This is a genomic window from Shewanella sp. SP1S1-7 (genome assembly GCF_031932105.1).
Taxonomy (GTDB): Bacteria; Pseudomonadota; Gammaproteobacteria; order Enterobacterales; family Shewanellaceae; genus Shewanella; species Shewanella baltica.
Genome location: NZ_JAUOEU010000037.1, coordinates 24,459 through 40,930, shown reverse-complemented (window position 1 = coordinate 40,930; position 16,472 = coordinate 24,459). Strand labels below are relative to the sequence as shown.

At 49.0% G+C, this 16,472-nt stretch carries 14 protein-coding genes; 12 read left to right on the top strand and 2 right to left on the bottom strand.

What is annotated here, in order from left to right; all coding sequences use genetic code 11:
* Positions 1 to 530: 530 nt before the first annotated feature.
* A complete protein-coding gene (locus Q4Q49_RS20030) occupies positions 531 to 1,436 on the bottom strand; it encodes a helix-turn-helix transcriptional regulator (RefSeq protein WP_006083558.1) in 906 nt (301 codons plus the stop codon).
* 69 nt (positions 1,437 to 1,505) lie between these two features.
* Positions 1,506 to 2,378, bottom strand: a complete 873-nt coding sequence (locus tag Q4Q49_RS20025; RefSeq protein WP_312000258.1) for a formate dehydrogenase accessory sulfurtransferase FdhD — start codon at positions 2,376 to 2,378, stop codon at positions 1,506 to 1,508.
* A 319-nt stretch (positions 2,379 to 2,697) separates the two neighbouring features.
* On the opposite strand from Q4Q49_RS20025, the gene Q4Q49_RS20020 reads away from it, so the two are divergent.
* The 12 genes from Q4Q49_RS20020 to Q4Q49_RS19965 all read left to right on the top strand — a co-directional run bounded on the left by Q4Q49_RS20020 (position 2,698) and on the right by Q4Q49_RS19965 (position 16,410).
* Entirely contained in the window at positions 2,698 to 3,162 is a 465-nt protein-coding gene (locus tag Q4Q49_RS20020) for a DUF3305 domain-containing protein (RefSeq protein WP_106649092.1), read from the top strand.
* A complete protein-coding gene (locus Q4Q49_RS20015; protein WP_312000257.1) occupies positions 3,162 to 3,812 on the top strand; it encodes a DUF3306 domain-containing protein in 651 nt (216 codons plus the stop codon). Before Q4Q49_RS20020 ends, Q4Q49_RS20015 begins: the two co-directional genes overlap by 1 nt.
* A 189-nt stretch (positions 3,813 to 4,001) precedes the next feature.
* Positions 4,002 to 5,663 carry a 4Fe-4S binding protein gene (locus Q4Q49_RS20010; RefSeq protein WP_312000259.1) on the top strand — a complete coding sequence of 554 codons (1,662 nt, stop codon included), beginning with the start codon at positions 4,002 to 4,004 and terminating at the stop codon, positions 5,661 to 5,663.
* Positions 5,664 to 5,673: 10 nt separating this feature from the next.
* Complete coding sequence (locus tag Q4Q49_RS20005) at positions 5,674 to 6,351, top strand: molecular chaperone (protein WP_012090496.1); 678 nt, start codon at positions 5,674 to 5,676, stop codon at positions 6,349 to 6,351.
* A 175-nt stretch (positions 6,352 to 6,526) separates the two neighbouring features.
* Entirely contained in the window at positions 6,527 to 6,724 is a 198-nt protein-coding gene (locus Q4Q49_RS20000; RefSeq protein ID WP_006083564.1) for a twin-arginine translocation signal domain-containing protein, read from the top strand.
* A gap of 17 nt (positions 6,725 to 6,741) precedes the next feature.
* Positions 6,742 to 9,594, top strand: coding sequence for a molybdopterin-dependent oxidoreductase (locus Q4Q49_RS19995; RefSeq protein ID WP_220593090.1), 2,853 nt, complete (start codon positions 6,742 to 6,744; stop codon positions 9,592 to 9,594).
* 26 nt (positions 9,595 to 9,620) lie between these two features.
* On the top strand, positions 9,621 to 10,217 hold the full coding sequence (gene fdh3B, locus Q4Q49_RS19990) for a formate dehydrogenase FDH3 subunit beta (protein WP_006083566.1): 597 nt from the start codon (positions 9,621 to 9,623) through the stop codon (positions 10,215 to 10,217).
* 49 nt (positions 10,218 to 10,266) lie between these two features.
* Positions 10,267 to 11,295, top strand: a complete 1,029-nt coding sequence (locus tag Q4Q49_RS19985; RefSeq protein ID WP_312000256.1) for a formate dehydrogenase subunit gamma — start codon at positions 10,267 to 10,269, stop codon at positions 11,293 to 11,295.
* Between the two features lie 384 nt (positions 11,296 to 11,679).
* On the top strand, positions 11,680 to 11,880 hold the full coding sequence (locus Q4Q49_RS19980; protein ID WP_006084531.1) for a twin-arginine translocation signal domain-containing protein: 201 nt from the start codon (positions 11,680 to 11,682) through the stop codon (positions 11,878 to 11,880).
* A gap of 17 nt (positions 11,881 to 11,897) precedes the next feature.
* Positions 11,898 to 14,750 carry a molybdopterin-dependent oxidoreductase gene (locus Q4Q49_RS19975; RefSeq protein WP_312000255.1) on the top strand — a complete coding sequence of 951 codons (2,853 nt, stop codon included), beginning with the start codon at positions 11,898 to 11,900 and terminating at the stop codon, positions 14,748 to 14,750.
* A gap of 29 nt (positions 14,751 to 14,779) precedes the next feature.
* A complete protein-coding gene (gene fdh3B, locus Q4Q49_RS19970) occupies positions 14,780 to 15,349 on the top strand; it encodes a formate dehydrogenase FDH3 subunit beta (protein ID WP_107402882.1) in 570 nt (189 codons plus the stop codon).
* 77 nt (positions 15,350 to 15,426) lie between these two features.
* The gene (locus Q4Q49_RS19965; protein ID WP_312000254.1) at positions 15,427 to 16,410 is read left to right on the top strand and encodes a formate dehydrogenase subunit gamma; all 984 of its coding nucleotides are present in this window, start codon (positions 15,427 to 15,429) and stop codon (positions 16,408 to 16,410) included.
* Positions 16,411 to 16,472 lie beyond the last annotated feature (62 nt).

Genomic DNA, 16,472 nt, shown 5'->3' with positions numbered 1-16,472 from the left:
TACGCATTTCCCGTTTCGCGTCAAGGAGTATTTTCAACTTCTTGCTGCGCTTGAATTAAATGCTTAAAAGTGACTCAATTCAACCTAACTCGTCAGCTGGCTTTCGCTGTCTGCCGTGTCAGTGGATGCGCATTATAGGGAGCAGGAGATTTTGTGCAACCCCTATTTTAAGGAAATTTGCAGTTAATTCATATCTTCCAAGCTAACCACATCATACCCACCACTTACCCCCAAAGTTATCCACAAAATGGCATTTTCTCTGCTGTTATTCCTCATATTCTGCGGTTCTGCGGGATCAAGACGAAGGGATTTGCGCATAGATTCTATAAAGTTTAGATAAGGATAACGGCTACTCGAGCCGAAATATCCCATCGCCATAGAAAGCCGAAATGACTCAATCAGGGACAGGGAGAGATCTCTTTAATCCTTATTTGGTAACTCGCTATATAAGTAGCAGCATAAGTAACTGTCATAAGTAGTGCAGAGATCATTCGACTCTATTCACCTTCATCTATTTCCGAGTGAGCGGATTAGCTCGCACTCCAAAGTAATTGTCCGCAGTCGGTAAGATCATAGCCACCCAGTAGCGCCGCCATTTGCCTCGAGTGGCCGCTCGCCAACATAGTAAAGAGTTGTTGAAGCTGACGACGGAAGTAAATGCTTTGCGGCATAACGAAATCGAAGGACTCTTTAATCAGTGGCACGAAACTCAAACCACTCTCCAATGCCACCGATTGACAACCGAACCCGATATCGGCATCACCACGGGCGATATAACCTGCCAGCTCGCGTTCACTATAGGCCGTCAGCACGACATTAAGCTGATCTAAGCGAGCGCCTTGCTTTAACAACCAATGTTCTAAATGTTGCTGGCTACCCGCGCCGCCCTGACGACTCACCCAACGCCAAGGTAAGTTCACGACTTTATCTTCCTCTTGGCATCTGTGGTGCATATCGGCACGCATGATCAATCCTTGCTGACGGGAGTAACCGTGCACCATGATCCATTGTTGGTGATTGTTATACCCTTTAAGTAAGGCGGGATGGCGGATATTGCGATCCTCCATACTGCCCCAGTGCAAGGTACACACATCGGCATAACCTTTAGCGAGTAACTCTAATCCTAAGCGTGAACCTGTCGCGCTGTAGCTTATCAACTCACGACTACCGACTTGTGCCATCAAGCGCGCCACCAGCATAGATAAGAGTGGATCGTCACTGCCGGTGATCAATAAACGGTCGGTGAGCATGCCGCTGTGGCATGAATCCATCACCCAACGGTCGATTAACACTTTCGGGAATAGCCATTTACCGGTGATTTTAGTGGCGGGGAGAATTCTGTCATTGGCCATGGCGTAGACTTTTTTCTCGTTCAGATCTAGATACTCGGCCACTTGCTTCGCGCTCATGTAAACCAATTCACTGGCAGACGTCATCTTGTTTCCTTGTCTTATTCTTTATTACTGCATGCAAGTCTTAGCATTACTGTCTTAGCTAATTAGGGACTAAGGAGTGGTATTGGCATCAAATTGCAGATTTTCACTGCCGTGATACACCAAAAAGTGTCGACCTTTAGCGCGGGCGATAATAGTAATGCCTAACTGCTGCGCCAGTGCTAAGCCCATCTGAGTCACGCCGCTACGTGATAACAAAATGGGGATCCCCATCTTGGCGACTTTAATCACCATTTCAGAGGTTAATCGGCCTGTGGTATAAAAAATCTTGTTATCGCCACGATCCTGCGTCAACCACATGTCTCCAGCCAAGGTATCGACGGCGTTGTGACGGCCGACATCTTCAACGAAGGCCATAATCCTATCGTCTTCGCACAAACCACAACCATGCACAGCGCCAGCATTCTTATAGGTTTCGTTATATTCGTTGATATTTTTCAATAAGCTATACAGCGTGCTTTGCCTCAAACTCGGTGTAGGTAAATTGATGTTATCTAGATCCTGCATGAAACTGCCATAAACCGTGCCTTGACCACAGCCTGACGTCACGGTTTTTTCGGAGAGTTTCTCGTCGAGATCGGCGGTTTGTTCACGGGTAACCACAGCCGCAGAACTCACATCCCAATCGACGATAACAGAGTCCAGCAGGCTCACATCCGAAATAAAGCCTTGGTTCTTAAGATAACCTAACGCCAGAGACTCAGGTTTTGCCCCTAGTGTCATCAGCGTCACTATCGGACGCCAGTTTAAATAAACGGTAAGTGGACGTTCGCAGGCGACAAATTTATCCAGCACTTCCCCCGCCTCATTCACTGCTTTTACGGCAATGGTTAACGGTACTTCCGCTTGGGTTCTCACAAAAGAACACTGATGATGAGGCTTCTGAGTGGGGTTAGCTACCGCTACTTCTTTATCTGTGCCCATGCTATTTTCCGAAATCATAATGCTACCGCTTAACGAGTCATGGCCTGAGCATAGCAATATTTGTACCTAGGCATAAAACTCGGGGTTAAATGCGTGATCTGCCGCAATACTGATTTTTCATTAGCCCTTTTATGTCCCAAACAAAAACCAGCATGGGACAAAATGTCCAATTTTTAGAGGGTTTTTGATGATCTACTTCAAACTAATACCCCATGTTTACTGGCACCAATATTGCAGTGACCTTTTATTGCAATTTGTTGGTAAAACCGATCCGTTCAATCGACGGTTCGTCCATCAACACGGCTGAGACGGAGAGACAATGCAACATACAACGAATGTTTGGCCCATGTACGTTTCACTCAAAAAAGTAGAGAAACAAGTTGGCCGCTGGACCTCAGTACAATGGGAAATTGAACATCTACTTCCCGCCACCCATCAAGCCCCAGACAACGCCACATTAGTGCTACTCGAACTGCACAAAGACGAACGAGCCAGCTATCGCCTCAATCTCGATGTCGATAACGCTATGCTGTATTTAGTGTGCGATGAAACGGCCGATGGCACTTGGATACCCGCAGCGTTGTCGGCAGACCAAAACGTCGCCGCAGGTTGTCTTGAGGGTAATACCCCTGTTATCAACCTACTGATGCCAGAAGCAATAGCTTGCTGGATTGAAGCCTTTATTACCCAGCATGGCGAAGTCGAAATCGCCGCCCATCGCCGTAAGCATGTCGATGGCCGTAAGAATCAAGGCCCGAGTCACGATCCACTTCGGAGGGACTAATGGCTGAATCCACGCAAAAAACGGCTGGGCTACTGAGTCGCTGGAACCAAAGGCGCGAACAAGTTGCCGCTGAGCAAGCACGAGAAACTCAAGCGCCGATCGCGACCGAAGCCACTGTTGCAGTTGAGCCGCTTCAATCGACAGAGCCCGCAGTAGAGTCCAATACTGCCGAACATGACGATCCGAATCGCATGCTCACGGCGGCGGATTTACCCAATCCTGACGAAATTGAAATTGGCGGCAGCTTTGCGAGTTTTATGGGCGCGAATGTCGATCCGGCGGCGAAATCTGCGGCGCTGCGAGCACTGTGGAAACAACCACATTTCAACGAGATAGATGGGCTTTTAGAATATGCGCTCGATTACAGTAATCAGCCCAAACTCAGCGCCGAAGTTTCAGCAGAATTAGCGCAAAAAGTCTTCCGCTACATCACCAAAGACAGCGAAACGCCGGATGAAGAGTCAGCCTTAGCCAAACAAGCTGCAGAAACCAATCCATCCGCTAGTCTTGATGTAAGCGAAGCCACGACTCAAGCAGTCGAAACCGAATTGGCAGCAGAGCCGATAGCGGACAATTTGGATGGGGAGACTGATGACCTACCCCAAAATGCACCAGAGCCCTCGGCTCAGGCCCAAACCCGAGTTGTTTAACGTCAGTTTAGCTAATTTTAATGTCCGTAACTTTGGTATGTGAATTGCTGTACTAAGACATAAAAAAGCTTAGATAAAAGCAGAAAAGGCAATGACTTACTTATTACCAGCCGCCTAAATCTGCCCAGATACAGTAAAACAAGAAACAGCCAAAGTACTGTTCAGGAACGCAATGTGAGCACTCATTTGATGACCAATCAAACCCAAGAAGCGTTAAAACAAGCGCGGCAACAGGTGTTAGCGCAAACTCAGATGTTGCAGAATCTGATCCCGCCAACCGTCAGCTACACTACCGAAGGCAATGTCCTTATTATCGGCCCAGAAGATCTGGCTCGCCTTGCCGCGGACAAATTGTCCACTATGGCCCATCGCGTGATTTTAGCCAATGAAGCCATTACCAGCCAAGACGAAGCGCACCTTGAGCGTGTGATGGCGGCGGCAACCGATGTCGAAAGTTACTACAACAAACTCATTGCCGTAAAAGGCTTTTTAGGCCAATTCCAAGTCAGTGTTGAACATCAAGATGGCGCGGCCGAACTCAGTTTAGTGTCGATTCGTAAACCCCATTTCGATATCGTGCTCGATTTGAGCAGCACAGCTTGTTTGAACTTAGAGATGCTGCCACCCGGTTATTTCTATGTCGGTCAAGACGCTGAAAAACTCGAAGATGCCCTCGCGCAAATTCCCGATCTCGTCGGCCAATTCGATAAGCCTCGCTACGTCAAAATCAACCCAGATATTTGTGCCCATGACCGCAATGGCATCAATGGTTGTAATCGTTGCCTTAACTTTTGCCCAGCCGATGCGATTAGTAGCGTGGCGAAGAAAATTGAAATCGACCCATACCTTTGCCACGGCGCGGGCAGTTGTACCAGCGCTTGCCCAACGGGTGCTATCAGTTACGATTTACCGACGCCGCAGGCCTTACATTCATATCTGAACAAAGTCGTTAGTCGTTTCCGCGAGCACGCCCAAACCGCACCGGTAATTTTGTTCCACGACAATGCCGTCGGCGCCGACTTTATCACCGACGATCTAGCGGGTGACATTATCCCCGTCGCCTTAGAAGAAATTACGGTTGCCAGTTTAGATCATTGGCTGTCGGTACTCGCATGGGGCGCACGCCAAGTGCTGATCCTCAATACCGACGCCACGGCGCCAACTCTTACGCAAATGCTTAAAGGTGAACTTTCGTTAGCCAATAGTATTTTAGATGAGATGGGTCAGCCGCAACGTATCAGCCTCATCGACCCAAGCATGCTTGCCGATTTAGATGCGATGCTCGATATCAGCTTAGATTGGCCCGTGATCGTGCCCGCTGCATTTGCCTCGACCACTAAACGCAACACGCTATTTGAAGCGATAGATCACCTCAATAGCCAAGCGGGTGAAATCGATACTTGCCTTAGCCTCAACAACATTCCCTTTGGCAAAGTCAGCGTGAATGTCGAAAAGTGCACTATGTGTATGTCCTGCGTGGCAATTTGCCCAACCGTGGCATTGCAAGATGGCGGCGACAAACCTGCACTACACTTTATTGAGCAAAACTGCGTGCAATGCGGTTTATGTGAAGCGGCCTGTCCTGAAAAGGTTATCAGCCTAACGCCGCAAATTAATTTTGATAAAGCTGCTCGTCAGCAACAACACACCCTGAAAGAAGAAGCCCCCTTCGAATGTATTCGCTGCGGCTCTCCTTTTGCGACCCAATCTATGGTGCATCGAATGCTGGATATGGTCGGCGCGCACAGCGCATTTTCTGCCAATATTGAGCGCTTGAAAATGTGTGGCGACTGCCGGGTAAAAGACATGTTTGAAGACATTCTTCAAGATCCTGAAAAGCAACTGCGATAAGAGATCCGCTATGACCGAATCAGTAAGACAAGTTTCAGAAAACGATCAGTTGAGAGCCGATATCTATCAACTGTTAGCCGCCCTATTGCGCCGTCAGCCGAGTCCTGAACTGCTGCAATTTTTGGCCAATCTTGAAATCGATGCCAATGAAGACAACGAGATGACCAAAGCCTGGTTATCACTCCAACTTGCCGCCCAGCAGTTCAGCGATGAACAGCTTGAAGACGAGTATTTTGCGCTATTCCTCGGTGTAGGTTCTGGCGAGATCTTGCCCTACGGCAGCTGGTTTATGACCGGCTCTTTAATGGATAAACCGCTGGCATTACTGCGCCAAGACCTAATGCAACTCGGATTTGAGCGCGAAGACAACGTTAAAGAACCCGAAGATCACGTAGCCGCCCTGTGTGAAGTGATGGGAACCCTGATTTTAGAAGCGCCGAGCTATCGCCAACTGGCTTTTTACCAACGCCATATCGGCAGTTGGATTGGCCGCTTCTGCGACAACTTAGCTAAAGCGCCCAGCGCTGCGTTTTACGCGACCGTCGCCCAGCTGGCAAAAGCCTTCTTTGAAATGGAAGCCAGTGCCTTTGAACAATTGAGCTTAGATATTCCCGTCAACTGCCCAGGCAGCGCCGACCTACAACCGGCCACCAGCGATTTAGCAAAACCAGTGGAATTAATGAACTAAGACTAAGCTTAATAATAGCGCGACATGTGCGCGCTAGATGTCAATACTAGATGAGCTCAAACCGCGAAGGTGAAGTCACACGCACCTTCGCAATAATAACGAAAGCTTAAGCTTTCACAATAACCGAGGTGGTCGCCGTTTGTGCCACCTTAATCCCGCAACACAAGGAGACACTATGAAGAAGCCAGCTTCCGACATGGGCCGTCGTCAATTGCTCAAAGCATTGGCACTCGGCAGTGCGGCAGGCGCAGTGGTAACCGTGAGCAGTCAGGCGTTAGCTTCGACAAAAACGGCTGCAACCACAGAGCCTAAGAGTGAGAACTACCGCGAAACCGACCATATCCGTAACTATTATGCGTCGTTGAACAACTAACCAGAGGAGAGTGTGTGATGCGATTAACCCGCAAAACAGACCAGGTTGTCGAATCTAAAGCGCCAGCACTGGGTCTCAATCGTCGTCAGTTCTTGAAATCGGCAGGTCTTGCCACAGGTGGCATCGCTGCGGCGTCCATGCTAGGTACAGGCATGATGCGTAAAGCTCAAGCCCAAGAAGACATAGGCCACAATGTTCCCACCGAAGTTAAACGTACCATCTGTTCTCACTGCGCCGTCGGTTGTGGTGTATATGCAGAAGTACAAAATGGCGTGTGGACAGGTCAAGAACCGGCATTTGACCATCCCTTTAACCAAGGCGGACACTGCGCGAAAGGTGCGGCACTGCGTGAGCACGGCCACGGTGAAAAACGCCTGAAATACCCAATGAAGTTAGAAGGCGGCAAGTGGAAAAAGATCTCTTGGGATCAAGCGATTAATGAAGTCGGCGACAAGATGGCAGCGATTCGTCAAGAGTCGGGTCCAGATTCCGTTTACTTTATGGGTAGCGCCAAGTTTTCTAACGAACAAGCTTATTTATATCGCAAATTAGCGGCACTGTGGGGCACGAACAACGTCGACCACTCAGCCCGTATTTGTCACTCTACCACGGTAGCCGGTGTTGCTAACACTTGGGGCTACGGTGCGCAAACCAACTCGTTAAACGATATCCGCAACTCTAAGTGCGTCATGTTTGTGGGTTCAAACCCAAGTGAAGCCCACCCAGTCGCAATGCAACACATTTTGGTGGCTAAAGAACGCGGCGCCAAAATTATCGTCGTAGATCCTCGTTTCACCCGTACTGCAGCGAAATCTGACGAGTACGTACATATCCGCCCTGGTACAGATATCCCCTTCATTTATGGCCTGTTATGGCACATTTTTGAAAACGGCTGGGAAGATAAAGACTTCTTAAAACAACGTGTATACGGTATGGAACGTATCCGCGAAGAAGCCAAAAAATACACTCCAGAAGAAGTTGAGTTGGTTGCAGGCGTGCCTAAGGCGCAAATGTACCGCGTTGCCAAGATGATGGCCGAAACCAAACCCGGCACTATCGTTTGGTGTATGGGCGGTACACAGCATCACGTTGGTAATGCCAATACCCGTTCATACTGTATTTTACAGTTAGCCCTTGGCAACATGGGTGTTTCTGGTGGTGGGACTAACATCTTCCGTGGTCACGATAACGTACAAGGTGCAACGGACTTCGGTCTGTTATTCGACAACTTACCCGGTTACTACGGTTTAACCTCTGGCGCTTGGGCTCACTGGTCGAATGTATGGGACTTAGATCCAAAATGGGTAGCCAGTCGTTTCGACCAAGGTGAATACTTAGGTCAAACACCACAAACCTCAACCGGTATTCCTTGCTCTCGCTGGCACGATGGGGTGTTAGAAGATAAAACCAAAATTGCGCAGAAAGACAATATCCGTCTGGCGTTCTTCTGGGGACAATCGGTGAACACTGAAACCCGTGGTCGCGAAGTGCGTGAAGCATTGAACAAGATGGATACTGTGGTGGTGGTCGATCCGTTCCCAACCATGGCAGGGGTGATGCACCAACGTAAAGACGGTGTATATCTGTTGCCTGCGGCGACCCAGTTCGAAACCTATGGTTCAGTTTCAGCGACCAACCGCTCAATCCAATGGCGCACTAAGGTCATCGAGCCGCTGTTCGAATCTCTACCAGATCATGTGATCATGTATAAGTTCGCCAAAAAATGGGGCGTTGAAAAAGAATTCTGTAAGCACATTCAAGTGAATGGCGACGAGCCTTTAATTGAAGATGTGACCCGCGAATTCAATACCGGTATGTGGACTGTAGGTTACACGGGGCAAAGTCCTGAGCGTTTAAAGATGCACCAAGAAAACTGGGGTACTTTCGACGTCAACAGCTTACAAGCTCCCGGCGGCCCAGCTAAGGGTGAAACCTATGGCTTACCTTGGCCATGTTGGGGCACTCCAGAGATGAAACATCCTGGTACCCAGATCCTGTATGACCAATCAAAACACGTAAAAGACGGTGGCGGTAACTTCCGTGCCCGTTACGGTGTTGAGCACGATGGCGTCAACATTCTCGCCGAAGGTTCATTCTCTAAAGGCAGTGAAATTCAAGATGGTTATCCTGAATTTACCGCCGACATGCTCAAGCAATTGGGTTGGTGGGATGAACTTACTGATGCGGAGAAAAAACGCGCCGAAGGCAAAAACTGGAAGACAGATATCTCTGGTGGCATCCAACGTGTTGCGATCAAGCATGGTTGTATTCCATTTGGTAATGCGAAAGCCCGTTGTATCGTTTGGACTTTCCCAGATGATATCCCGAAACATCGTGAACCACTTTACACTCCTCGTCGTGACTTAGTCGCTAAGTACCCAACCTACGAAGACCGTATGGTTGCGCGTCTGCCGACCTTGTATAAGTCAATTCAAGATAAGGACTTTACCCAAGGCTTCCCTCTGACACTGACCTCTGGTCGTCTAGTGGAATACGAAGGCGGTGGTGAAGAATCCCGTTCTAACCCTTGGCTTGCTGAGCTGCAACAAGAAATGTTCATCGAGATGAACCCTGCGGATGCTGCGGATCGCGGCGTGCGTGACGGTGACAATGTCTTTGTACATGGCCCAGAAGGCGCCAAGATCACGGTTAAGGCTATGGTGACACCACGGGTTGTTCCGGGTGAATGTTTTATGCCATACCACTTTGCTGGTGTGTTTGAGGGCGAAAGCCTAGCGAAAAACTATCCTGAAGGCACAGTGCCTTACGTGATAGGCGAATCGGCAAACACCATTTTAACTTATGGCTACGACGTTGTGACTCAGATGCAAGAAACTAAGTCCAGCCTATGCCAAATCAGCAAAGCCTAACCTACTTGATGAGGAGATAAGCCATTATGGCAGTCATGAAATTTCTGTGTGACACCAAGCGCTGCATCGAGTGTAACGGTTGCGTCACTGCATGTAAGAACGAAAACGACTCCGCTCTCGAGTGGGGAATTCAACGTCGCCGCGTGGTGACGATCAACGATGGTCTACCTGGCGAAGCCTCAATTTCAGTGGCTTGTATGCACTGTACTGACGCTCCCTGCATGGCCGTATGTCCGGCAGATTGTTTCTACCGTACCGAAGACGGCATAGTGCTGCACAACAAAGATACCTGTATCGGTTGTGGTTATTGCTTCTATGCTTGTCCATTTGGTGCACCGCAATTCCCGAAAAAGACTGCCTTTGGTAGTCGTGGCAAGATGGACAAGTGTACTTTCTGTGCCGGTGGCCCAGAAGAAACCTTCTCCGAAGCCGAGCGTAAAAAATACGGTGCTAACCGTATTGCTGAGGGCAAGTTACCTATGTGTGCTGAGCTTTGTTCTACTAAAGCGCTGCTCGCAGGTGATGCGGAAGTGGTATCAAACATTTACCGTCAACGTATGGCCTCTCGTGGCAATCCTAACGTGATTTGGGGTTACAACCCCAAGACAGGTGAGATTAACTAAGCAGAGCGAGGGTTAGGGAGAAATCCCTAACCTCTGGCAAGGAGTGAAAATGTTAAACAAACAGTTAAACAAATCACTGCGCAGTCTGTTTGCTCTGTTGGTGCTCGTCATGGGATTGGGATTAGGTTCAGTAATGAGCGCAAGCCCAGTACACGCAAGTGATCAGCAATCGAGTCAACAACAGGCGAAAGCGCAAACCAGCGAGGCCGATCTTTGGCGCGCGGTAAAAGCAGGCGATGCCGGCTATACCACGGCTAAAGGGGTCGAAACTGGGGTGTTGATTAACGTTGCCGGTAACCAAGGTAAAGAACTGAGAAACCAATATCTAACCCCAATTATGGCTTTAGCCGTTGTCGGTGTGTTTGGGGCTTTCTTATTGTTCTATCTGGTGAATGGTCCATCAAAACTCAGCAAAGGCTTTTCAGGTAAGTTAGTGGCGCGTTGGTCTAAGGCGGATCTGTGGATCCACTGGATCATGGCGAGCAGCTGCCTGACATTGATGTTTACCGGTTTAACCATAATGTTAGGTAAGCATATTGTTCAGCCAATGTTAGGGCCTGATCTGTGGGCACCATTGATCTACGGCAGCAAAACCATCCACGATTGGGCAGGTCCCATCTTTATCGCGGCTTGGGCTGTCTGTGTCGTCAAATGGATGCCACTACAAACCTTCAAGATGTATGATTTGAAATGGTTTTTAGTGGTCGGTGGTTATATCAACTTTGGTCCATTCAAAGGTAAACACCCCGACAGTGGTTTTGCTAACGCTGGTGAAAAAATGTGGTTCTGGACCCTGATGTTATTTGGTTTATTCATCAGTGTTTCAGGCATCATGTTGGTGTTACCAGGCTTAGACTTGCCGCGCGAAGCCTCCATGGGCGCGTTACTGATCCACTCTATCAGCGCCATTATCCTGATTGCCTTTACCATAGTGCATATCTGGATGGCGACCGTACTCAGCGAAGGCGGTATGGAGTGTATGAAGTCAGGCTATTGTGATGAAAACTGGGCAATCCAGCACCACAATCTCTGGTATGACGAAATCAAAGCCAACGGCAACTTAAAGTATAAAGACTAAGTTAAACCGCAGCTTTTAGGTCCTTAAAACACCCCGCCATGCGGGGTGTTCTTTTATCTGCACTTCATTAGACAATACAAAAACTTAACACCTGAAACACCGTGATACAAAAAGCCGCCAACGCCCTGCTCCCAAGGGATTTACGAAACTATGAGCGAGTTAACGCTTTAAGAGAACGGCAGCCGATTTCAACACTGCAAACTGTCCTAGATCAATTCCTACTCAACCCTTTCCTACTATATTGCCGTCACGCGCGATGATTGATGGCAAACAAGATGATTTCATTATCTTTTCCACCGCTAATCTTCACTTTTTGATAACAAGATGAATCCCACAAAAAGCCGTGCGAACTCAAAAAAATAAACCCTAATTTCAGGAGTCAGCATGAAGCAGCAACCCAGCGATTTATCTCGCCGATCTTTGCTCAAAGCGCTCACCGTCGGTAGCGTAGCGGGCGCCGCGATTGCCGCAACCGGCATGAGCGTGGCACAAGCCAGCGAGAGCAGCAAGGTAACCACCAAAGCGTCAAAGGGTTACCACGAAACTGCGCACATCAGCAGCTATTACAATAGCTTGCGCAGCTAATCTAGGAGAAGTCAGCGATGAAGTTAACTCGCAAGTCTAGTGTCGCCCCAGTGGCAGACAAACCGGCGTTAGGCATTAGCCGTCGTCAATTTATGAAGCACGCAGGTATTGCCACCGGTGGTATTGCGGCGGCATCACTAATGGGCACAGGCATGATGCGTCGCGTCGAAGCCAAAGAAGTGCCACATGATGCCCCCATCGAAGTCAAACGTACTATTTGTAGTGCCTGCGCCGTCGGTTGTGGTCTGTATGCTGAAGTACAAAATGGCGTGTGGACGGGTCAAGAACCTGCATTCGATCACCCCTTCAACGCCGGTGGTCACTGCGCTAAAGGTGCGGCACTGCGTGAGCATGGCCACGGTGAAAAACGCCTGAAATACCCAATGAAATTGGTTGATGGCAAGTGGAAAAAAATCTCTTGGGAAGATGCGATTAACGAAGTGGGCGACCAAATGCTCAACATTCGTAAAGAATCCGGCCCAGACTCAGTGTACTTCATGGGTAGCGCTAAGTTCTCTAACGAAGGTTGCTACATGTACCGCAAACTGGCGGCCATGTGGGGCACAAACAACGTCGACCATTCAGCTCGTATTTGTCACTCTACCACGGTAGCCGGTGTTGCTAACACTTGGGGCTACGGTGCGCAAACTAACTCCTTTAACGATATCCAAAACGCGAATGCGATTTTCTTTATCGGTGCTAACCCAGCAGAAGCCCACCCAGTGGCGATGCAACATATTCTGATCGCTAAAGAAAGAAACAACGCTAAGTTGATCGTAGTTGATCCACGTTTCTCTCGCACCGCGGCGCATTCAGATCTGCACTGCGCATTGCGTCCAGGTACTGATATTCCGTTTATCTACGGTATGTTATGGCACATTTTTGAAAACGGTTGGGAAGATAAAACTTTTATCCAACAACGTGTTTTCGAAATGGACACCATTCGCGCCGAGGCGAAAAAGTTCCCACCTAAAGAAGTGGAAAACATCACAGGCGTGAGCGAAGCCGAGGTTTATCAAGCCGCGAAACTCATGGCTGATAACCGCCCCGGTACTGTGATTTGGTGTATGGGTGGTACTCAACACCACGTCGGTAACGCCAACACTCGCGCTTACTGTATTCTGCAATTAGCGCTAGGCAACATGGGCGTGTCAGGCGGCGGTACTAACATTTTCCGTGGTCACGATAACGTGCAAGGCGCGACTGACTTAGGTTTGTTATTCGATAACTTACCGGGTTACTACGGCTTAACAACGGGTGCTTGGACCCACTGGACCCACGTGTGGGATCTGGACATGGAATGGATGAAGAGCCGTTTCGATCAAGGCACTTATCTTGGCCGTGAACCTATGACTACGCCCGGTATCCCTTGCTCTCGCTGGCACGATGGTGTGTTAGAAGAAAAAGGCAAACTCGCGCAGCAAGATAACATCCGTATGGCGTTTTTCTGGGGACAATCGGTCAACACCGAAACCCGTCAACGAGATGTACGTGATGCTTTAGACAAGATGGACACTGTGGTGGTGGTCGATCCATTCCCAACTATGGCAGGTGTAATGCATCGCCGTAAGAATGGTGTTTACTTGCTACCAGCAGCGACACAGTTTGAAACTGAAGGCTCAGTGTCTAACTCTGGCCGTAGTCAACAATGGCGCGAGAAAGTCATAGAGCCACTGTTTGAATCTAAAACCGATATCGAAATTATGTATCGCTTAGCGCAAAAACTAGGGTTTGCTGAGCAGTACACGAAACGCATCGCCAAAGAAAATGATTTGCCTGTGATTGAAGACATCACCCGCGAAATCAACCGCGGTATGTGGACTATCGGTATGACGGGCCAAAGCCCTGAACGCCTGAAACTGCACACCCAAAACTGGGGCACCTTCAGCAATAAGACGCTCGAAGCTGCAGGCGGCCCAGCGAAAGGCGAAACCTACGGTTTACCTTGGCCATGTTGGGGCACACCAGAAGCGAAACACCCTGGCACCCAAATTCTGTATAACCAATCGAAACACGTTAAAGACGGTGGTGGTAACTTCCGCGCCCGTTATGGTGTTGAATACAATGGTAAAAACCTATTGGCCGAAGGATCTTTCTCTAAAGGTGCTGAAATCCAAGACGGTTACCCAGAGTTCTCCGATAAGCTGCTCAAACAACTCGGTTGGTGGGATGATCTGACTGCGGCAGAAAAAGCCGAAGCAGAAGGCCGCAACTGGAAGACAGACTTGTCAGGCGGCATAGTACGCGTGGCGATCAAGCACGGTTGCATTCCCTTTGGTAACGCCAAAGCACGTTGTATTGTTTGGACTTTCCCAGACCAAGTACCTGTGCACCGTGAGCCGTTATACACGCCACGCCGTGACTTAGTGGCAAAATACCCTACCTATGCCGACATGCAAGTGCACCGTCTGCCAACTCTGTATAAGTCAATCCAAGACAAAGACATGAGCGGCAAGTACCCACTGGTACTGACCTCAGGGCGTCTGGTTGAATACGAGGGTGGTGGTGAAGAATCTCGTTGTAACCCTTGGCTAGCTGAACTTCAACAGGAAATGTTTGTTGAGATAAGCCCTGCCGATGCTGCTGATCGCGGCATTCGTAACGGTGAAGACGTCTGGTTAGAAGGCGCCGAAGGTGGCCGCATTAAGGTACAAGCTATGGTGACGCCACGCGTTAAACCTGGCGTGACCTTTATGCCATATCACTTTGCGGGTGTGATGCACGGTGAAAGTTTAGCGCCTAATTATCCAGAGGGCACAGTACCTTACGTTATCGGTGAATCCGCTAACACTGCGCTGACCTATGGTTATGATCCTGTGACGCAAATGCAGGAAACCAAGGCATCACTGTGTCAGATTGTTAAAGCGTAAGTGCAGCTTAAGCTAGGAGAATTGCCATTATGGCTACAATGAAATTTTTGTGTGATACCAAGCGCTGCATCGAATGTAACGGTTGTGTCACTGCCTGTAAAAACGAAAACGACTCCGCTCTCGAGTGGGGGATCCAACGCCGCCGCGTAGTGACCATTAACGATGGTCAACGTGGAGAAGCCTCTATCTCTGTCGCCTGTATGCATTGCTCAGATGCACCTTGTATGGCAGTTTGCCCAGCAAATTGCTTCTACAGAACCGACGACGGCATAGTGCTACACAACAAAGATGCCTGTATTGGTTGCGGTTACTGCTTGTACGCCTGTCCGTTTGGTGCACCACAGTTTCCGAAAAAAGGTGCCTTTGGTAGCCGCGGTAAGATGGATAAATGTACCTTCTGTGCCGGCGGCCCAGAAGAAAACCACTCAGATGCAGAGCGCCAAAAATACGGTTCAAACCGTATTGCCGAAGGCAAACTGCCAATGTGTGCAGAACTGTGTGCAACTAAAGCCCTGTTAGCGGGTGATGCAGAGGTGGTTTCTAGCATCTTCCGTGAGCGTGTGGCTTACCGTGGCGCTAAAAACGCGGCTTGGAATTAATTCAGGTCAACAGGATCTGTCCACAGACTTAGCTTGGCGCCTGCAGGCAGGCGCCACTAAGCGAGAGAGGATGTATAATGAACAAATGGTTCAAACACATAGGCTTAGCCATAGCACTGTTATTTAGTGCCGTGTGTCTAGCCAATGGTAGTGATGACCAAGCGCTCCAACCTCAAGCCTCTGATGCCCAAATTTGGGCACAGCTAAAGGATGGCGCCACGGGATACACTACCTCCCAAAGCGAGTTCCACGCTCAACCGATCAATACCTATGATCTGCGGGTGCTCGAACTACGTAGCGACTGGTTAGCACCGGCCTTAATGGCAGCGCTATTCGGCATGATCATTATCTTTGTCTTATTTATCAAGGTGAACGGCATCTCCAAGCTACACCATGGTTTTTCAGGCAAGTTAGTGCATCGCTGGTCTAAGTTTGACGTTTCAATCCACTGGTTAGGCGCAATCCCGTGCTTGCTGTTGATTTTAACAGGCTTAACCTTGCTAGCGGGTCGCTTCTTCTTCCAACCTTGGCTCAGCGAAGGCATCTGGGAAGCTATCGTCTATGGTGCTAAGCAAATCCATGACGTGATGGCGATTCCCTTCATGATAGGTTGGGCATTAATGACCACCCTATGGGCGAAAAACCAGCTACCAAAAATGTACGACGTGAAGTGGTTCTTAGTGGTCGGTGGTTACATTAACTTTGGCCCGTTTAAAGGTAAGCACCCAGACGCAGGTTTTGCCAACGCCGGTGAGAAAATGTGGTTCTGGGCCTTTGCCCTGTTTGGATTAGTGATTTCGGCCTCGGGCATGTTGTTACTCTTCCCTAACCTATTCGAACCTAGCCGTACATTAAGCTTGATCGCACTCGTCCTGCACTCAGTGAGCGCTATCGTGATCTGTGCTTTCTCTATCGTGCACATCTTCATGGCAACGGTAATGTCTGAAGGCGGTATGGAGTGTATGGTGTCTGGTTATTGTGATGAAAACTGGGCAACTCAACACCACAACCTGTGGTACGACGAAATCAAAGCCAACGGCACTTTGACATATAAAGAGTAAAAGTCGCTGAAAATAAAAAACCTCCACAGCATGCTGTGGAGGTTTTTTTATGGGTAAAATAA